The sequence below is a fragment of the Pseudomonas sp. Tun-23181 genome, from assembly GCF_057415455.1.
The window spans coordinates 1,730,895-1,749,130 of record NZ_CM171630.1 but is presented as its reverse complement, the minus strand read 5'-3'; the positions used below and the strand labels follow the sequence as shown (position 1 = coordinate 1,749,130).

Here is an 18,236-nt window from a genome sequence, read left to right as displayed (position 1 = left end):
CTATCTGCTGACGCAATCGCCCTTGGCATGCAGCAATCTGCCTCGGGCGATGGTCGAGATCGGAGTGGACTTTCTTCAGGGAGTAGCGCGATGCACGAGCGCAAGGCGATGTTGATCCTGCATGGCAAGCAAGCCATGAACGAGGAGGTGCGCAGCGCCGTGGGCAGCTTGCGGGAACGAGGCTGGACACTGGACGTGCGCTTGACCTGGGAGGCGGGCGATGCCCAGCGCCTGGTCGATGAGGCCTTGGCGGCCGGTTATCCCCATATCGTGGCCGGTGGCGGCGATGGCACCTTGCGTGATGTGGCCGAGGCCATGGGCCTGGCCGGCGGTCAGGCCAGCCTGGCGCTGTTGCCGCTGGGCACGGCCAATGATTTCGCCAAGGCCGCGGCGGTACCGCTGGAGCCGGATGCCGCCCTGGCCCTGCTGGAGCAACCCGCCCGGGCCATCGACCTGGGCAAGGTCGGCGAGCAACTGTTCCTCAACATGGCCACGGGCGGTTTCGGCAGCCAGGTCACGGCCAATACCTCGGAGGACTTGAAGAAGGTGCTGGGTGCGGCCGCCTATCTGTTCACTGGCCTGTCGCGTTTCAACGAGCTGCAGGCGGCCTCGGTGGAGCTGCAGGGACCGGACTTCCACTGGCAGGGCGACCTGCTGGCGCTGGGCATCGGCAATGGCCGCCAGGCCGGGGGCGGGCACGTGCTGTGCCCGCAGGCGGTGGTCGACGACGGCCTGCTGGATATCGGTATCCTGCCCGCACCGCAGGAGATGGTGGGGGCCTTGCGTGAGTTGCTCGCCGGGGAGGAATTGTTCGTCCGGGCCCGCTTGCCCTGGGTGGAAATCAAGAGCTCCCAGGGCCTGGACATCAACCTCGACGGTGAACCGCTGCAGGCCGACAGCCTGCGATTCGAGGCCTGCCCGGGGGCATTGCGTCTGCACCTGCCGGCCGATTCGCCGCTGCTCAGTCGTCCAGGCTGATGATCTTCTCGCGCACGGCGAACAGCACCAGGCCCGCCACGTCGTAGATCTGCAGGCGCTTCATGATCTGCGAGCGGTGGGTTTCCACGGTCTTGATCGACAGGCCCAGGCCGTTGGCGATCTCCCGGGTCGATTTGCCGCGCACGATCAGCCGCAGGATCTCCAACTGGCGGGCGGTCAGGTTGTGCCGGTCGCTGGCAGGCTGCCTGCCCGTCTGGGCGCGTAGCAGGGCCTGGTTGATCACCGTGTGGGCGATGGCCGGGCTGAGGTAGCGCTCGCCGTTGCACAGGGCGAGCAAGGCCTGCTCCAGTTCGGTGGCCGTGGTGTCCTTGAGCAGGTAACCGTGGGCGCCGCTTTCCAGGGCGCGCATGATCAACTCCGGGTCGGTATGCATGGAGAGGATCAGCACCTTGCAGGTGCAACCGCTCGCCCGCAGTTGGGTGAGGGCGTCCAGGCCACCGGTCGAGCGCATGGAAATGTCCAGCAGGACGATATCCGGCGCCAGGCGTTGGACCATCTCCAGCAACTGGCTGCCATCGTCGGCTTCGCCGATCACCGCGTAGCCGGGAATGTCGGCGACCAGGGCGCGGACCCCGGCGCGGATCAGCGAGTGGTCGTCCACCAGCAACAATCTACAGGTCATGGGCAGCGGAGGTCCTGGCACGTTCTCGGGTGCGTGGCGGCCATGGGAACAGGGCGTCGATACGGGTGCCCTGGCCAGGTCGACTGGTCACCTGCAGGCTGCCCTGCAGGGCCGTCGCTCGCTCAAGCATACCTGCCATGCCCCGTTGGCCGGCCTTGGCCGGATCGTCGGCGGGGACGAAGCCGCAGCCGTCGTCCTGGATCGACAGGGCGAGGCCCTCGGGTGTGCGTTGCAGGCGGATCGTCAGGTTGCGTGCATGGGCATGGCGCAGCATGTTGGTGACCGCTTCCTGGGTGATGCGAAAGGCGGCCATGGACACGGCTTCGCAGATACCGCCCAGGCGTTGCCGGCATTCCAGGCTCCAGTGCACGTCGGTGTTTTCCAGGGTGCGCAGCAGATGGGCGCGCAGGCTGGCTTCCAGGCCGAGGCTGGCCAGTTGCCGTGGATTGAGGATCGCCGAGACATCGCGCACGTTGGCCAAGGTGTTCTCCAGGGTCGTACGCAAGGTGGTGCACTGTGTCTGCAACTCGTCGGGCGCGCGGCGTTGCAACCAATCGACCTGGAGCTTGGCGGCGGTGAGCAACTGGCCTATGTCGTCATGCAGTTCCCGGCTCAGCCGCTGGCGCTCGCTTTCCTGGACCTTGAGCATGCGGTCGGCCAGTTCCGCCGGGCGCAGGTTGATCGACCGGGCCCCATGGCGCAGTTGCCAACCGACCCCGAACATGGCGGCCAGTTGCAACAGCAACAGGCCGAGCGGCAGCGGTTGCGCACGCAGGCACAGCACCAGGTTGGCAGCCAGCGATGCCACGCACAGGGCGGCGGTCGTCCAGTGCAACAGGGCAGTGCAGGAGCGGCAACGCTGGGGGATCTTCAAGCGTGGGAGCATAGATTGGGAAGCCACTGAATCATCGCTGTTGGAGGCCTTGCATGTGCCAGAGGCTTTGGCGTCCTGCTTTCAGTCAGTCATCGAGTGTGCGTCGAATCGAGCCATACCTGTGACGTGCGCACTTGTTGTGCGCATGGTATCACTTCAGGTTGATTTGGTCGCGACTGGCTAATTGACTGAAACCTCAGGGTTTTCGGGCCGATACGAGCGGTCGTGCGGCCAGTTGGATGGCAATGTGCTGTTACTGGGTGGGTCGGCTTTACTTCCAGGTACAACTCACCGAGCCACCCCGCTCGTTTCGTCTGCACCAAGCCAACGTTCCAAGCTGAAGTTGTGCATGTACCTAGTTGGCTTTCGTGAGGCTCGACGCATTCCCCTGGTTGGGGAGGGTGTGCGGTGGATGCGGGTGGATGCAGGCGTTGCCGCTCTCCTGGCAGGGCCCGCACAATTGCGGGAGTGGCTGGCCCAGGGCGCTGGCCAGTTCGCCAAGCAGCTCGGTCTGTTCCGCAGGGTCCAGGTTCAGGCGGCCGGTGCGTACATCGACCAGTTCCAGTTGCCAGGCCAGCAGGGTCAGGCAGCCCTGTAGGGCGGCCAGGGCGCTGCCTGGCAGGTGCTGCTGGCAGCAGGCGGGGGCGAGCAACTGCTGCAGGCCGGCGGTGTAATGAGACACCTCGAGCAGGCCCAGGGTGTCGGCGCGCCGGGCGAGGGTGGCTAGGGCATCGTTCAGGCAGTGGCAGGCATCAGGGTCGTTGTCGATCAATTCCAGGTGCTGCAGGCACTCCTGGGACTTGGTCAACAAGACTTGGGCGTCCAGCAGGAAATCCTGCAGGGCACTGCTGTTCAGGGGTGCGCTATCCATCATGAAACTCCAGCGTGCGGGGCTGGAGCAGGGGGTGGCGACACCAAAACGATCGCTAGCAAAAGCCTGACTCCGTTCATGCAATGAGAATGGCGTCACATTAATGGCTAACTGATGGCGGGAACATCAGGTTGCACCCGATTGCGCCTAGGGGATTCCCTGATGGGTGGCGACAGGGGCTGTAGGTGCGTGGCAGCAGTAAAGCATGATGTTAAAGTGATATCAATTGCTCGGGCGGCATTTTCCGATAGGGGTCAAGCCGTATCGAAACCCGCCGATACAAGGCAGATGAATTCACTTTCCTGACTCAAGCCTGGAGGTTTTCCAATGGCTGGCATTCTCGACACGGTAGATCAACGAACGCAACTGGTGGGTGAGAACCGCCTGGAAATCCTCATGTTCCGGCTGGCGGGTCGCCAGTTGTTCGCAATCAACGTGTTCAAGGTCCAGGAAGTGCTGCAGTTGCCCAAGTTGACCTTGATGCCACAGCGCCATGCTTTCGTCTGCGGCGTGGTCAACCTGCGCGGGCAGACCTTGCCGGTGATCGACCTGTCCCAGGCGATCGGCATGCGCCCGCTGCAGCCAGGCCCCGACAGCACGATCATCGTCACCGAGTACAACCGCTCGGTGCAGGCCTTCCTGGTGGGCGGTGTCGAGCGCATCGTCAACATGAACTGGGAAGCTATCATGCCACCCCCGTCCAGCGCGGGGCGCCAGCATTACCTCACCGCGATCACCAAGGTCGATGAGCGGCTGGTCGAGGTGATCGACGTGGAGAAGGTGCTGGCCGAGATCGTGCCCTACAGCACCAAGGTTTCCCGCGACAAGCTCGAGGACCCGGTCCTGGCCCGTGCCCGGGGGCGCGAGGTGCTATTGGTGGACGATTCCAGCGTGGCCCTGGCGCAACTGCGTGACACCTTGTCCCAGCTCGGCATGAAGCTGCACGTGGCCAGCGATGGCCTGAAGGCCCTGCGCATGCTCAAGGGATGGGCCGATGCGGGGGAGGATGTCTGCGAAAAGCTGCTGATGGTCTTCACCGATGCGGAAATGCCGGAAATGGACGGTTACCGGCTGACCACCGAGATACGCGGGGATGCCCGCCTGCGTGGCCTGTACGTGGTCTTGCACACGTCGCTGTCGGGAAGCTTCAACGAGTCGATGGTGAAGAAGGTCGGCTGCGACGACTTCCTCTCCAAATTCCAGCCCGACCGGCTGGTGGAGGTGGTGCAGCAGCGCTTGATGCTGGACCATGTCATGGCCTAGCTGAGCTGCGCTCTACGGCTTGCGCAGGACCTTGTGGGAACGGCCTTGTGTCGCGAAGAGGGCGCGTAGCGGCCCCTGCATCGGGTATAAGCTTGATGTTTTCGACTGGGCAAGGCGGGCAGGATGTTCTTGAGTGCGTTGTATCGGTACCCGGTGAAGTCAGGGCAGGCCCAGGGGCTGCAAGATTCACCGGTTGACCTGTTGGGGTTGCAGGGCGACCGGCGCTGGATGGTAGTGGAGGCGGAGAATGGCCGCTTCCTCACCCAGCGTGCCTGGCCGCGGTTGGGCCAGCTCAAGGCGAGCCATGGCGAAGGCAGGCTACTGCTCGAGACAGCAGGGCAGGCGCCGCTGGAAGTGGCCGTGCCACCTGCCGACGAGGCCCTGCGGGGCGTGACCATCTGGCGCGATACCTTGCGTGTTCCGGATGCCGGCGATGCCGCCGCGGCCTGGCTGAGCGAGCTGCTCGGCAAGCCCGTGCGCCTGGTGCATTGCCCCGAGCAGCGGGCCCGTTATTTGCCCAATGGCTATGGCCTCAACAGTGACCGGGCGGCGTTTCCGGATGGCTTTCCCTTGTTGTTGATCGGCCAGGGTTCGCTGGATGAGCTGAATCGACGCATCGGACGGCCCATGGATATGCTGCGGTTTCGGCCGAACCTGGTGGTCGAGGGGGCAGCACCGTTCGCCGAGGATGGCTGGAAGCGCATCCGCATCGGCGATATGACGTTTCGGCTGCTCAAGCCCAGCGTGCGCTGCATCCTGACCACGCTCGACCCGCATACCGGCGAGCGCAGTGCTGATCGCGAGCCGCTGGCCACGCTGAAGACCTTCCGCGAGCGGGAAGGGGATGTGCTGTTCGGGCAGAACCTGGCGGCAGATGGCAGGGGCCGGATCGAGGTGGGGATGAAGGTCGAGGTGATCGAGTAGGGCCGCGAAGCGGCCCTGTACATCACATGTCGTCGAAATACCGTTCGTGCCAATCCACCAACGGTTGCGGCGAATTGAGCTTCTGCCCGTAGATGACCGAGTAGGACAGCACGTTCTGCACGTACTGGCGCGTCTCGTCGAACGGAATGGACTCGACCCACACATCGAAGCTCAGGTGCCTGGCCCCCTTGAGCCATTGCCGCACCCGGCCCGGCCCGGCGTTGTAGGCCGCCGAGGCCAGTACCCGGTTGCCGTTGAACTGCCCGTGCACCTGGCTCAGGTAGGCCGCACCGAGCTGGATGTTCTTGTCCGGATTGAACACCTGGCGCGGTGAGGCCAGCGGGATGTTGAACCGGCGTGCGGTCTCCTTGGCGGTGGCCGGCATCAGTTGCATCAGGCCGCTGGCTCCCACCGGGGAGCGGGCGTCCTCCATGAAGGCGCTTTCCTGGCGGGTGATGGCGAACACCCAGCTCGAATGCAGGCCGCGTACCTTGGCTTCGCGCACCAGGGTGTCGCGGTGGGCCATCGGGAAGCGGATGTCCAGGTCATCCCAGTACTGGGCCTGGCTGATGGTACGGATGGCCGGGAAATACCAGCGCAGCTCGTAGCCCAGCCGTGCCTGGGCGACCATCTCCTCGCGGGTGAAGTGGCGGCTGACGTGGTACCACTCGCGGCGCCCCTCGACGATCTGGCCACGGGCATGGAACTCCAGGGCGCGACGAATGCCTGGGGTATTGCGGACCTTGTTGATCACCTGCTGGCTCAGCACCAGGGGGCGGTTGTTCAACTGGTAGGGGGTCTGCGCCCGGTCGGCGGCGAGGAAGCCATAGAAATCGCGCTCGCGGGCCACGGTCTTGTACAGCAGCGGGATCTGCGGGTCGTTCGGCTGCGCCAGTTCCAGGCTGCGGGCCTGCCAGTAGCGCCAGCGGTTGCTGCTCGCCAGGTCCTGGGGCAGGCGCTTGGTCAACTCGTAGGCCTCTTCCCAGCGGCCCAGGCGCAGCAGTAGGCGCAAGCGCCATTCGCTGACCGTGTTGTCGCGCAGTTCGGGGTCGTAGCGGGTCATCAGGTCGAGCGCACGTGGGTCGTAGCGGCGAGCCAGGGTCAGGCCGATCTCGCGGGCGATGGCTACCTTCTCGTCACGGGAGAAGTGCATGCGCTGGGCATAGCCGTCGAGCAGCGCCATGGCTCGCTCCGGGTCCTGCCGCGCCAGACGACGCAGGCCGAGGCTGACCACGTCGGACATGGCCTCGTTGACTGGCGTGAAACGCGACGGTTGGTTGAGCAACTCGGGCTTTTGCGCCACCTCGACCAGCAGCTTGCCCTGGGGCGCGAGGGTGGTGAGGTTCCTGACCAGGCTGTTGGCCAGGCCGTAGTTGCGTGCCTGGGCCGCCAGCTTGGCGCGGTGCCAGCGCTTGGCCTCGGTCAACTGGCCCTGGGCGGCCCACAGGCTGAACAGAGGATCGCAGGCGGCCGGCTGCGACTTGCCGACGTTCCACAGCTTTTCGGCGGTGGCGAAGCCTTCGGCGCGCAGGCCATGGGTCAGTTGGTACTGGCCGTTGAGGCAGTCCAGCTCGGTGAAGTTGAGCTTGGGGTCGTAGTATTTGACGAAGGTGTTCCAGTCGCCGCGCTCGGCCAGCCAGCGCAGCCAGCGCAGTTTCATCCAGTTGGCCTGGGGCAGGTCGCCATGCTTGGCGAGGAAGCCCTCGATCTCCTGGTTGCTGGCGCTCTTGAGGCGGGCGGTCAGCTCGTCGTAGGCCAGGTAGGGCGTCAGCGGGTAGTCGCGCAGGGCCTGGGCATAGCGCAGGTAGGGGCCCTTGTCGCCCTTGGCCAGGGCGCGCTTGGCCTCGTCGTAGTACCGCCGTTGCTGGGTGATGTCGATGGCGTGTGCCGCGCTCGCGGTGGTGGCGGTGAGCAGCAGGCAGGAAACGAATTGGAACAGGCGGCTGCGCATGATACGTCCGGGCAGTTGAACCATGGGAAAGTGACGGCGAAGCCAGCACTGTTGGGGTTGATTGCCTTAGCTTAGCCGTTTGCCAGCCACGGGTGAAAGCACTGCGCTTGTATCCAATCATTATCTTCGACCGGATGTCGCAAAGCCCCCGGAAGATGGCCTGCCTGATGCCGGGAGAGGGTAAGTCGGGTAGAATGCGCGCCCGGTTTTTGGAGACGATCATGACCCTGCTCAAATTCAGCGATGTGTCCCTCGCGTTCGGCGCCATGCCGCTGCTGGACAAGGTGTCCTGGCAAATCGCCCGTGGCGAGCGGGTGTGCATCATCGGTCGCAACGGTACCGGCAAGTCGAGCATGCTGCGCCTGGTCAAGGGCGAGCAAAAGGCCGATGACGGCGAGATCTGGCGCGCGCCGGGGCTGAAGATCGGCGAGCTGCCGCAAGAGCTGCCGGTGGCCGACGAACGCAGCGTGTTCGACGTGGTCGCCGAGGGCCTGGACGGTGTCGGCGCACTGCTGGCCGAGTATCACCACCTGAGCCAGAACATCCAGGGCGACGCCGACCTGGACAAGCTGATGCGCGTCCAGCACGAGCTGGAGGCCCGCGATGGCTGGCGCCTGCAGCAGGTGGTGGAGAGCACCCTGAGCCGCCTTCAGCTGCCGGCCGACAAGACCCTGGCCGAGCTGTCCGGTGGCTGGCGCCGCCGCGTGCTGCTGGCCCAGGCGTTGGTGTCCGAGCCCGACCTGCTGTTGCTCGACGAACCGACCAACCACCTGGACATCGGTGCCATCGCCTGGCTCGAGGAGGCCTTGAGCGGCTTCAACGGCGCCGTGCTGTTCATCACCCACGACCGTTCCTTCCTGCAGAACCTGGCCACCCGCATCCTCGAACTGGACCGCGGCGGGCTGATCGACTGGAACGGTGACTACGCCAGCTTCCTGGTGCACAAGGAGGCCATGCTGGCCGCCGAGGAAACCGCCAATGCGCTGTTCGACAAGCGCCTGGCCCAGGAGGAGGTGTGGATCCGCCAGGGGATCAAGGCGCGCCGCACCCGCAACGAAGGCCGCGTGCGTGCTCTCAAGGCCCTGCGCGTCGAGCGCAGCCAACGCCGCGAGCGCCAGGGCAAGGCGAACATCCAGCTCGAAGTGGCGGACAAGTCCGGCAAGCAGGTGATGGTGCTGGAGAAGGTCAGCTTCGCCCACCCCGAAGGCCCCCTGCTGGTCAAGGACTTCTCCATGGTCCTGCAGCGCGAGGACCGCATCGGCCTGCTCGGCGCCAACGGTACCGGCAAGACCACGCTGCTCAAGCTGATGCTCGGTGACCTGGAGCCGACCTCGGGGACGATCGAGCGCGGCACCAAGCTGGAGGTCGCCTATTTCGACCAGATGCGCCATCAGCTGGACCTGGAGAAGACGGTGATCGACAACCTGGCCGAAGGGCGCGATTTCATCGAGATCGACGGCCAGAGCCGACATGTGCTGAGCTACCTGGGCGACTTCCTGTTCAGCCCCCAGCGTGCCCGCACGCCGGTCAAGGCGCTGTCGGGCGGCGAGCGGGCGCGGCTGCTGCTGGCCAAGCTGTTCAGCAAGCCGGCCAACCTGCTGGTACTGGACGAGCCGACCAACGATCTGGACGTGGAGACCCTCGAGCTGCTCGAGGAAGTGCTGTCCGGCTTCAAGGGCACCGTGCTGATGGTCAGCCACGACCGTGCCTTCCTCGACAACGTGGTCACCAGCACCCTGGTGTTCGAAGGCCAGGGCAAGGTGCGCGAGTATGTCGGTGGCTACGAGGACTGGATCCGCCAGGGTGGCTCGCCGAAGCTGCTGGGCGTGACCGAGAGCAAGGGCGGCAAGGCCGAACTGGGCAGTGCGGTGGTGGAAAAGCCGGTTGCCGAGGCCGCGCCCACGCCGGCCGTTGCCGCTGCGGCGGAGCCGGCGAAGAAGAAGCTCAGCTACAAACTGCAGCGCGAACTGGAGGCCCTGCCAGGGCAGATCGACGAGCTGGAGCAGCGCATGGCCACGGTGCAGGAAGAGGTCAACGCGCCAGGCTTCTACCAGCGGCCGATCGGCGAAACCTCGGCGGTGCTGGCGAAGCTGGAGCAGATGCAGGCCGAGCTGGACGCGCTGGTCGAGCGCTGGGCCGAACTGGAAGGCTGATGCGCACTGGCCCTTCGCGGGGGTACCCGCGAAGGGCCAGTCTGGCTGAGCGGTGTGCTATCAGCCTTCTTTTTTCTGGAGTCGCACCGCCAGTACGTCGCACGGCGCGCCATGCAGCACGTCGTTGGCTGTGGAGCCGAGCAGCAGGGCCAGGCCGTGGCGGCCATGGCTGCCGACCACGATCAGGTCGCAGTTCTGTTCCTTGGCCAGCTGATGGATCTCCTGGCGTGGCTGGCCGTAGGTCAGGTGCGAGTCGCCACGGTTGATGGTCGGGTATTTGTTGAACAGGCGGTCCATGCGCTCCTTGGCCTGGTCGAACTGTTGCTGCTGCAGTTGCGACAGGTCCATCGGCACGTCGCCACCGAAGGCCATGGCCATGGGTTCGACGATATGCACCAGGGATACCTTGGCACCGGTGGGTTCGGCGAGCTTCATGGCGCGTTTGATCACCGGGTCGCATTCTTCGGTCAGGTCGACGGCGACCAGAAGATGTTCGTAGGACATGAGCGGTACTCCTGACAATCGCGATAGTAGAAGTATGGTCGCTTTCGGGCCGGTCGCCGTGAAACATGGCTAACCGGCTCATTTGCAACGCTTTATGGGATCTACAGATATGACGGTATGGCTGGTGGTGTCAATCCTTGCGCTGATTCTCAGCCCTCTGGCCTGGTTGCGTCCATCGCGCAAGCAGAGCGAGCAGATGAACCTGCGCCTGGAAGGGCGGCGCATGGGGCTGGCCATGCAATTGGCGCCCCAGCAGTGGCCGCACTGGCTGGAGAAAGAGCCGCCCAGCCCGTGCCCACAGTACCACCGGGCGCGGCGCAAGGGGCACGACGACCGCTGGAGCTATTGGCAGGTCACCCCGGGCGTATGGTGGAACCAGTGGCGCGAACCCTGCGAGGAGCCGCGCCTGGCCGAGGCCTTTGCCCGTTTGCCGGCGAGCGTCTACAAGGTCGAGGCCGACAACCGCATGCTGGCCCTGTACTGGAGCGAGCGTGGCGACAAATCTGTATTGCAGGATATTGCCCAGGTCCTCGAGGACCTGGCCTGAAGCCAAAAAAAAGACCGCGGGGCAATCCCGCGGTCCCAGGCAGACCCACCAGGGCGACCCTGGCGTGCCCTCAAGGCCAGGCAGGCCGGTTGAACATCGCCTCGCCAGTGTAGTCACTCATTTCCCGCCTGCTGACATTTTCTGCTGCGCAGGGGCTATCGCTGACATGAATGTCCGGCGATCACTGTCATCATGTTTCCTGCCCATGGGGTGCAAAATGACCGGAAAGTCGCGTTTTCAGGCTGCTTGCGAGCATTTGACAACGTCGATCTTTTCGGAGAATGTGTGCGTACCCAAATCAAACGGGCGTATGAATTGAGCGTTTGTATGTCAGACCGCTCGTACAGAATCCCGACTAGCGCGCTGACGGGTGTGCCTGGGAAAGGGGCGGGATAGCCGGCCCTTGCACCAGCGATCGGCGTGTACAGTTCAGCTTCCATATCGTGGAGATCAGTTGATGATTTACGAAGGTAAAGCCATCACGGTTAAGGCTCTTGAAAGCGGCATCGTCGAACTGAAGTTCGACCTCAAGGGTGAGTCCGTCAACAAGTTCAACCGCCTGACCCTGGACGAACTGCGCCAGGCCGTGGACGCCATCAAGGCCGACGCCGCCATCGAGGGCGTGATCGTCAGCAGCGGCAAGGACGTGTTCATCGTCGGCGCCGACATCACCGAATTCGTCGACAACTTCAAGCTGCCCGAGACCGAGCTGGTCGCCGGCAACCTGGAAGCCAACCGTATCTTCAGCGACTTCGAGGACCTCGAAGTGCCGACCGTCGTCGCGATCAATGGTATCGCCCTGGGCGGCGGCCTGGAGATGTGCCTGGCCGCCGACTATCGGGTCATGTCCAGCACCGCCAAGATCGGCCTGCCGGAAGTCAAGCTGGGGATCTACCCGGGCTTCGGCGGTACCGTGCGCCTGCCGCGCCTGATCGGTTCGGACAACGCCATCGAATGGATCGCCGCCGGCAAGGAAAACCGTGCCGAAGACGCCCTGAAGGTCGGCGCCGTGGATGCCGTGGTCGCCCCCGAGCTGCTGCCGGCGGCGGCCCTCGATCTGGTCAAGCGTGCCATCAGCGGCGAGCTGGACTACAAGGCCAAGCGCCAGCCGAAGCTGGAAAAGCTCAAGCTCAACGCCATCGAGCAGATGATGGCCTTCGAGACTGCCAAGGGCTTCGTCGCCGGCCAGGCCGGCCCGAACTATCCCGCACCGGTCGAGGCCATCAAGACCATCCAGAAAGCCGCCAACTTCGGCCGTGACAAGGCCCTGGAAGTCGAAGCCGCCGGTTTCGCCAAGCTGGCCAAGACCTCGGTCGCCGAAAGCCTGATCGGCCTGTTCCTCAACGATCAGGAGCTCAAGCGCAAGGCCAAGGCCCATGACCAGATCGCCCACGACGTCAAGCAGGCCGCCGTGCTCGGCGCCGGCATCATGGGGGGCGGCATCGCCTACCAGTCGGCGGTCAAGGGCACGCCGATCCTGATGAAGGACATCCGCGAGGAAGCCATCCAACTGGGCCTGAACGAAGCGTCCAAGCTGCTCGGCAAGCGCGTCGAGAAGGGCCGCCTGACCCCGGCGAAGATGGCCGAGGCGCTCAACGCCATCCGCCCGACCCTGTCCTACGGCGACTTCGCCAATGTCGACATCGTCGTCGAGGCCGTGGTCGAGAACCCGAAGGTCAAGCAGGCCGTGCTGGCTGAGGTGGAAGCCCAGGTCAAGGAGGACGCGATCCTCGCCTCCAATACCTCGACCATCTCCATCAGCCTGCTGGCCAAGGCCCTCAAGCGCCCGGAGAACTTCGTCGGCATGCACTTCTTCAACCCGGTGCACATGATGCCGCTGGTGGAAGTCATCCGTGGCGAGAAGTCCAGTGAAGTGGCCGTTGCCACCACCGTGGCCTATGCCAAGAAGATGGGCAAGAACCCGATCGTGGTCAACGACTGCCCGGGCTTCTTGGTCAACCGCGTGCTGTTCCCGTACTTTGGCGGCTTCGCCAAGCTGGTCAGCGCCGGCGTCGATTTCGTGCGCATCGACAAGGTCATGGAGAAGTTCGGCTGGCCGATGGGCCCGGCCTACCTGATGGACGTGGTCGGTATCGACACCGGCCACCACGGCCGCGACGTGATGGCCGAGGGCTTCCCGGACCGCATGAAGGACGATCGCCGCTCCGCCGTCGACGCCCTCTACGAGGCCAACCGCCTGGGCCAGAAGAACGGCAAGGGCTTCTACGCCTACGAGACCGACAAGCGCGGCAAACCGAAGAAAGTCGCCGACCCGTCGGTGCTCGACGTGCTCAAGCCGATCGTCTTCGAACAGCGTGAAGTGAGCGACGAGGACATCATCAACTGGATGATGATCCCGCTGTGCCTGGAGACCGTTCGCTGCCTGGAAGACGGCATCGTCGAGACTGCCGCCGAGGCTGACATGGGCCTGGTCTATGGCATCGGCTTCCCTCCCTTCCGTGGGGGCGCGCTGCGCTACATCGATTCGATCGGGGTCGCCGAGTTCGTCGCCCTGGCCGACCAGTACGCCGATCTGGGGCCGCTGTACCACCCGACTGCGAAGCTGCGCGAGATGGCCAAGAACGGCCAGCGCTTCTTCAACTGAGCGCCCAACGAGTTAGAGCGAGAATATTGATATGAGCCTGAATCCAAGAGACGTGGTGATTGTCGACTTCGGCCGCACGCCGATGGGCCGTTCCAAGGGTGGCATGCACCGCAACACCCGTGCCGAAGACATGTCCGCGCACCTGATCAGCAAACTGCTGGAACGCAACGACAAGGTCGACCCGAAGGAAGTCGAGGACGTGATCTGGGGCTGCGTCAACCAGACCCTGGAGCAGGGCTGGAACATCGCCCGCATGGCCTCGCTGATGACCCCGATCCCGCATACCTCCGCTGCGCAGACCGTCAGCCGCCTGTGCGGTTCGTCGATGAGTGCGCTGCACACCGCCGCCCAGGCGATCATGACCGGCAATGGCGATGTGTTCGTGGTCGGCGGTGTCGAGCACATGGGCCACGTCAGCATGATGCATGGCGTCGACCCCAACCCGCACCTGTCGCTGCACGCCGCCAAGGCCTCGGGCATGATGGGCCTGACTGCGGAAATGCTCGGCAAGATGCATGGCATCAGCCGTGAGCAGCAGGATCTGTTCGGCCTGCGTTCGCACCAGCTCGCCCACAAGGCGACGGTCGAAGGCAAGTTCAAGGACGAGATCATCCCGATGCAGGGCTATGACGAGAACGGCTTCCTCAAGGTCTTCGACTACGACGAGACCATACGCCCGGAAACCACCCTCGAAGGCCTGGCTTCGCTCAAGCCTGCGTTCAACCCGAAAGGTGGTACCGTTACCGCCGGTACCTCGTCGCAGATCACCGACGGCGCATCGTGCATGATCGTCATGTCTGGCCAGCGTGCCATGGACCTGGGGATCCAGCCGCTGGCGGTGATCCGTTCCATGGCCGTGGCCGGTGTCGACCCGGCGATCATGGGCTACGGCCCGGTGCCGTCGACGCAGAAAGCGCTCAAGCGTGCCGGCCTGACCATGGCCGATATCGACTTCATCGAGCTCAACGAAGCCTTCGCTGCACAGGCCCTGCCAGTGCTCAAGGATCTGAAAGTGCTCGACAAGATGGATGAGAAGGTTAACCTGCACGGCGGCGCCATCGCGCTGGGGCATCCGTTCGGTTGCTCTGGGGCACGGATTTCCGGCACCCTGCTCAACGTCATGAAGCAAAATGGCGGGACCTTGGGTGTCGCCACCATGTGCGTCGGCCTGGGCCAAGGCATCACGACTGTCTTCGAACGCGTCTGAGTGCGTCGCTGACAGCAGCCGGGGCCTAGCGCCCCGGTTTTTGTTTTTTACAGGATTTGTTCAAGAGGGTGGGCGACATGCAGATACAGCCAGGCGTGTACCGGCATTACAAGGGGCCTGAGTACCGTGTCTTCGGCGTCGCACGGCACTCCGAAAGCGAGGAGTGGGTGGTCTTCTACCAGGCGCTGTATGGTGAATACGGGCTCTGGGTACGACCGCTGTCGATGTTCCTGGAGTCCGTCGAGGTTGACGGCGAGCAGGTGCCACGCTTTGCTTTGGTCAAGGCCGAGGATGGGCTGTTCGGGCGTCCTGCGGCAGCCGACGAGTAGCTGCCCGCGCTTGACCTCACCCTGTTGCCACTATATATAGCGGTGCCGCGTCCGGCACCTGACGCGTTTTTCATCTTCAGATTCAGGAATACTCCGATCCATGGGCAAATCGCTGGTCATTGTGGAATCCCCGGCCAAGGCCAAGACCATCAACAAGTACCTGGGCAGCCAGTACGTGGTGAAGTCGAGTATCGGCCATATCCGAGACCTTCCCACCAGCGGTTCGGCTAGCGCCAGCAAGGAACCGGCGGCCAAGCGTGGCAAGGCCGCGGGCGAGGCTCCGGCCCTGTCGCCGAAGGAAAAGGCCCGTCGCCAGCTGGTGGCGCGCATGGGCGTCGACCCGGAGGCGGGCTGGAAGGCCAAGTACGAGATCCTGCCGGGCAAGGAAAAGGTCATCGACGAATTGCGTCGCCTGGCCAAGGATGCCGACACCATCTATCTCGCAACCGACTTGGACCGCGAAGGGGAGGCCATCGCCTGGCACCTGCGTGAAGCCATCGGTGGCGATGACAGCCGCTACAAGCGCGTGGTGTTCAACGAAATCACCAAGAAGGCCATCCAGGAGGCCTTCTCCCAGCCGGGCGAACTGGACATCGACCGGGTCAATGCCCAGCAGGCGCGCCGCTTCCTCGACCGCGTGGTCGGCTACATGGTTTCGCCGCTGCTGTGGGCCAAGATCGCCCGTGGCTTGTCTGCCGGCCGCGTACAGTCGGTGGCGGTGAAGCTGGTGGTCGAGCGCGAACGTGAGATCCGCGCGTTCGTCCCGGAAGAATACTGGGAAGTCCATGCCGACCTGGGCACCGCCAAGAACGCCAAGGTGCGTTTCGAAGTGGCCCGGGAGAACGGCGAGGCCTTCAAGCCGCTGAACGAAGCCCAGGCCATGGCGGCCCTGGAGAAGCTCAAGGCTTCCAGCTACAGCGTGGCCAAGCGCGAGGACCGGCCGACCAGCAGCAAGCCGTCGGCGCCATTCATCACCTCGACCCTGCAGCAGGCTGCGAGCAACCGCCTGGGCTTTGGCGTGAAGAAGACCATGATGATGGCCCAGCGCTTGTACGAGGCAGGCTACATCACCTATATGCGTACCGACTCGACCAACCTGTCGACCGATGCCCTGGACATGGCGCGTGGCTACATCGAGCGTGAGTTCGGCAAGCAGTACCTGCCGGAAAAGCCGGTGGTGTATGGCAGCAAGGAGGGCGCCCAGGAAGCGCACGAGGCGATCCGCCCCTCCGACGTCAACACTCACCCGAGCAAGCTCAGCGGCATGGAGCGTGACGCTGAGCGCCTGTACGAGCTGATCTGGCGCCAGTTCCTGGCCTGCCAGATGCCGCCGGCGCAGTACCTTTCCACCAGCGTCACGGTGAATGCCGGTGACTTCGAGCTGCGTGCCAAGGGCCGTATCCTCAAGTTCGACGGTTACACCCGTGTGCTGCCGCAACAGAGCAAGCCGGGTGAGGATGACGTCCTGCCGGAAATGGCCCAGGGCGAATCGCTCAAGCTGATCCAGCTCGATCCCAGCCAGCATTTCACCAAACCCCCGGCGCGCTACACCGAAGCCAGCCTGGTCAAGGAAATGGAAAAGCGCGGCATCGGGCGCCCGTCGACCTATGCGGCGATCATTTCCACCATCCAGGACCGCGGCTACGTGACCCTGCACAACCGCCGCTTCTACTCCGAGAAGATGGGCGACATCGTCACCGAGCGCCTGTCGGAGAGCTTCTCCAACCTGATGGACTACGGCTTCACCGCCGGCATGGAGGAGAACCTCGACGACGTGGCCCAGGGCGAGCGTGACTGGAAGAACGTGCTCGACGAGTTCTACGGTGATTTCAGCAAGAAGCTGCTGACCGCCGAGTCCGCCGAGAATGGCATGCGGGCCAACCAGCCGACCCTGACCAACATCGCCTGCAAGGAATGCGGCCGGCCGATGATGATCCGTACCGCTTCCACGGGTGTGTTCCTGGGCTGCTCGGGCTACAGCCTGCCGCCGAAGGAGCGTTGCAAGGCCACGGTCAACCTGGTGCCGGGCGACGAGATCGCGGCGGACGACGAGGGCGAATCCGAGTCCCGCGTATTGCGTGGCAAGCACCGTTGCCCGATCTGCGCGACGGCGATGGACGCCTACCTGCTGGACGAAAAGCACAAGCTGCACATCTGCGGCAACAACCCGGACTGCCCGGGCTACGAGATCGAAGAGGGCAGCTACCGCATCAAGGGCTATGAAGGGCCGAGCCTGGAATGCGACAAGTGCGGTAGCGAGATGCAGCTCAAGACCGGCCGCTTCGGCAAGTTCTTCGGCTGCACCAACCCGGCGTGCAAGAACACCCGCAAGCTGCTCAAGAGCGGCGAGGCGGCGCCACCGAAGATGGACAAGGTGGACATGCCTGAACTCAGGTGCGAGAAGGTCGACGACACCTACGTGCTGCGCGATGGCGCCTCGGGGCTGTTCCTGGCTGCCAGCCAGTTCCCGAAGAACCGCGAGACCCGTGCGCCGCTGGTGCTGGAGATCATCCCGCACAAGCACGAGATCGATCCGAAGTACCATTTCCTCTGCGATGCACCGCAGAAGGACCCGGACGGCCGCCCGGCGGTGATCCGCTACAGCCGTAAGACCAAGGAGCAGTACGTGCAGTCCGAGGTGGACGGCAAGCCGACTGGCTGGAAGGCGTTCTACGACGGCAGTGCGTGGAAGGTCGAAGACAAGCGCTGATCGGTCGGCATTTGGGGGCGCTTCGCGCCCCTAAAGGCAGCCGCATGTCATGACTGACCGGCTTCGAAGCGGATGTGCTTGCGGCCGGGCCTGCCGATCCCCGACACTGCAGTATCGCCTTGCAGCCTTTAAGGGAGGGCACTGAAGATGGCCCAGGAACTCTACACCCGCACCAACCAGAAACTGTTCTTCGCCGGGCTCGCCCTGGAGTCCATGGCCAAGGCTGCCGACAGCCAGGCGATGAACGCCCAGGGGCTGATCCAGGCCGAGCGCGAGTCGGCGCTGTTCCATCTGTACGGGGCCTTGCTGGGGCTGTGCCACGAGATCGCGGGCTTCTATCGCTTGCCCCAGGCAACGGCGCCGCGTGTGGAACTGCTGCTCAGCGACGACGCGCTGGAACGTATCGCCATCCCCGAGGTGGCCGAGTTGCTGGAGCTGGCCCGTCAGCCGGAAACCTGGCTCGCGCAATTGCTGCGGGCTTATGCCGATTTGTTCCGACCGCCGGTCGCGAGAAAAGCCCCGAAAACAGACGTTACCCAGCCATTGATTCAGGCTGTCAACCTGGATGAGCCCGAGCAACCCGCACTGTCGCGGGACGAACTGGAAAGCTGGCGGCAGAACCTCAAGCACCTGGTGCGTCGTTTCCGTGACGCGTTGAGTGAGTGCTGACAACGCCC

The 18,236-nt window shown here is 64.2% G+C and carries 15 protein-coding genes; 10 read left to right on the top strand and 5 right to left on the bottom strand.

Features of this window, described 5'->3' with window-relative positions:
• Positions 1–90: 90 nt before the first annotated feature.
• Positions 91–978 (top strand): lipid kinase YegS, encoded by an 888-nt coding sequence (gene yegS / locus ACDI39_RS08600; protein WP_253100472.1) that lies wholly within the window; start codon positions 91–93, stop codon positions 976–978.
• Here yegS and ACDI39_RS08595 read toward each other — a convergent pair.
• From ACDI39_RS08595 to ACDI39_RS08585, 3 genes are all read right to left on the bottom strand, one after another.
• Positions 962–1,621, bottom strand: a complete 660-nt coding sequence (locus ACDI39_RS08595; protein WP_225786934.1) for a response regulator — start codon at positions 1,619–1,621, stop codon at positions 962–964. The two genes, yegS and ACDI39_RS08595, sit on opposite strands and share 17 nt — an antisense overlap.
• Entirely contained in the window at positions 1,611–2,507 is an 897-nt protein-coding gene (locus tag ACDI39_RS08590) for a sensor histidine kinase (protein ID WP_253100469.1), read from the bottom strand. The genes ACDI39_RS08595 and ACDI39_RS08590 overlap by 11 nt, the downstream gene beginning before the upstream one ends.
• Positions 2,508–2,850: 343 nt before the next feature.
• On the bottom strand, positions 2,851–3,366 hold the full coding sequence (locus tag ACDI39_RS08585) for a histidine kinase (RefSeq protein ID WP_410896918.1): 516 nt from the start codon (positions 3,364–3,366) through the stop codon (positions 2,851–2,853).
• A 327-nt stretch (positions 3,367–3,693) separates the two neighbouring features.
• Between ACDI39_RS08585 and ACDI39_RS08580 the strand changes: the two genes are divergently transcribed.
• Positions 3,694–4,629 (top strand): chemotaxis protein CheV, encoded by a 936-nt coding sequence (locus tag ACDI39_RS08580; RefSeq protein WP_225786931.1) that lies wholly within the window; start codon positions 3,694–3,696, stop codon positions 4,627–4,629.
• Positions 4,630–4,752: 123 nt separating this feature from the next.
• Entirely contained in the window at positions 4,753–5,553 is an 801-nt protein-coding gene (locus ACDI39_RS08575) for an MOSC domain-containing protein (RefSeq protein WP_486538375.1), read from the top strand.
• A gap of 22 nt (positions 5,554–5,575) precedes the next feature.
• Here ACDI39_RS08575 and ACDI39_RS08570 read toward each other — a convergent pair whose 3' ends face one another.
• Positions 5,576–7,504, bottom strand: a complete 1,929-nt coding sequence (locus ACDI39_RS08570; protein WP_225786929.1) for a transglycosylase SLT domain-containing protein — start codon at positions 7,502–7,504, stop codon at positions 5,576–5,578.
• A 221-nt stretch (positions 7,505–7,725) separates the two neighbouring features.
• On the opposite strand from ACDI39_RS08570, the gene ACDI39_RS08565 reads away from it, so the two are divergent.
• Positions 7,726–9,657: an ATP-binding cassette domain-containing protein gene (locus ACDI39_RS08565; protein WP_225786928.1), complete on the top strand. Its 1,932-nt coding sequence runs from the start codon at positions 7,726–7,728 to the stop codon at positions 9,655–9,657.
• Positions 9,658–9,717: 60 nt separating this feature from the next.
• On the opposite strand, the gene ACDI39_RS08560 is transcribed toward ACDI39_RS08565, so the two are convergent.
• Positions 9,718–10,161 carry a universal stress protein gene (locus ACDI39_RS08560; RefSeq protein WP_225786927.1) on the bottom strand — a complete coding sequence of 148 codons (444 nt, stop codon included), beginning with the start codon at positions 10,159–10,161 and terminating at the stop codon, positions 9,718–9,720.
• A 109-nt stretch (positions 10,162–10,270) separates the two neighbouring features.
• Here ACDI39_RS08560 and ACDI39_RS08555 point away from each other — a divergent pair, with 109 nt between their 5' ends.
• The 6 genes from ACDI39_RS08555 (at position 10,271) to ACDI39_RS08530 (ending at position 18,228) form a co-directional block, all read left to right on the top strand.
• Positions 10,271–10,708, top strand: coding sequence for a hypothetical protein (locus ACDI39_RS08555; RefSeq protein WP_225786926.1), 438 nt, complete (start codon positions 10,271–10,273; stop codon positions 10,706–10,708).
• Between the two features lie 457 nt (positions 10,709–11,165).
• Positions 11,166–13,313: a fatty acid oxidation complex subunit alpha FadB gene (fadB, locus tag ACDI39_RS08550; RefSeq protein ID WP_253090892.1), complete on the top strand. Its 2,148-nt coding sequence runs from the start codon at positions 11,166–11,168 to the stop codon at positions 13,311–13,313.
• A gap of 31 nt (positions 13,314–13,344) precedes the next feature.
• The gene (fadA, locus tag ACDI39_RS08545) at positions 13,345–14,520 is read left to right on the top strand and encodes an acetyl-CoA C-acyltransferase FadA (protein ID WP_225786924.1); all 1,176 of its coding nucleotides are present in this window, start codon (positions 13,345–13,347) and stop codon (positions 14,518–14,520) included.
• Positions 14,521–14,597: 77 nt separating this feature from the next.
• Positions 14,598–14,849, top strand: a complete 252-nt coding sequence (locus ACDI39_RS08540; RefSeq protein ID WP_225786923.1) for a DUF1653 domain-containing protein — start codon at positions 14,598–14,600, stop codon at positions 14,847–14,849.
• Positions 14,850–14,949: 100 nt separating this feature from the next.
• Positions 14,950–17,559, top strand: a complete 2,610-nt coding sequence (gene topA, locus ACDI39_RS08535) for a type I DNA topoisomerase (protein WP_253090893.1) — start codon at positions 14,950–14,952, stop codon at positions 17,557–17,559.
• Positions 17,560–17,706: 147 nt separating this feature from the next.
• Entirely contained in the window at positions 17,707–18,228 is a 522-nt protein-coding gene (locus ACDI39_RS08530; protein WP_225786921.1) for a DUF6586 family protein, read from the top strand.
• The last annotated feature ends 8 nt before the right edge of the window (positions 18,229–18,236 follow it).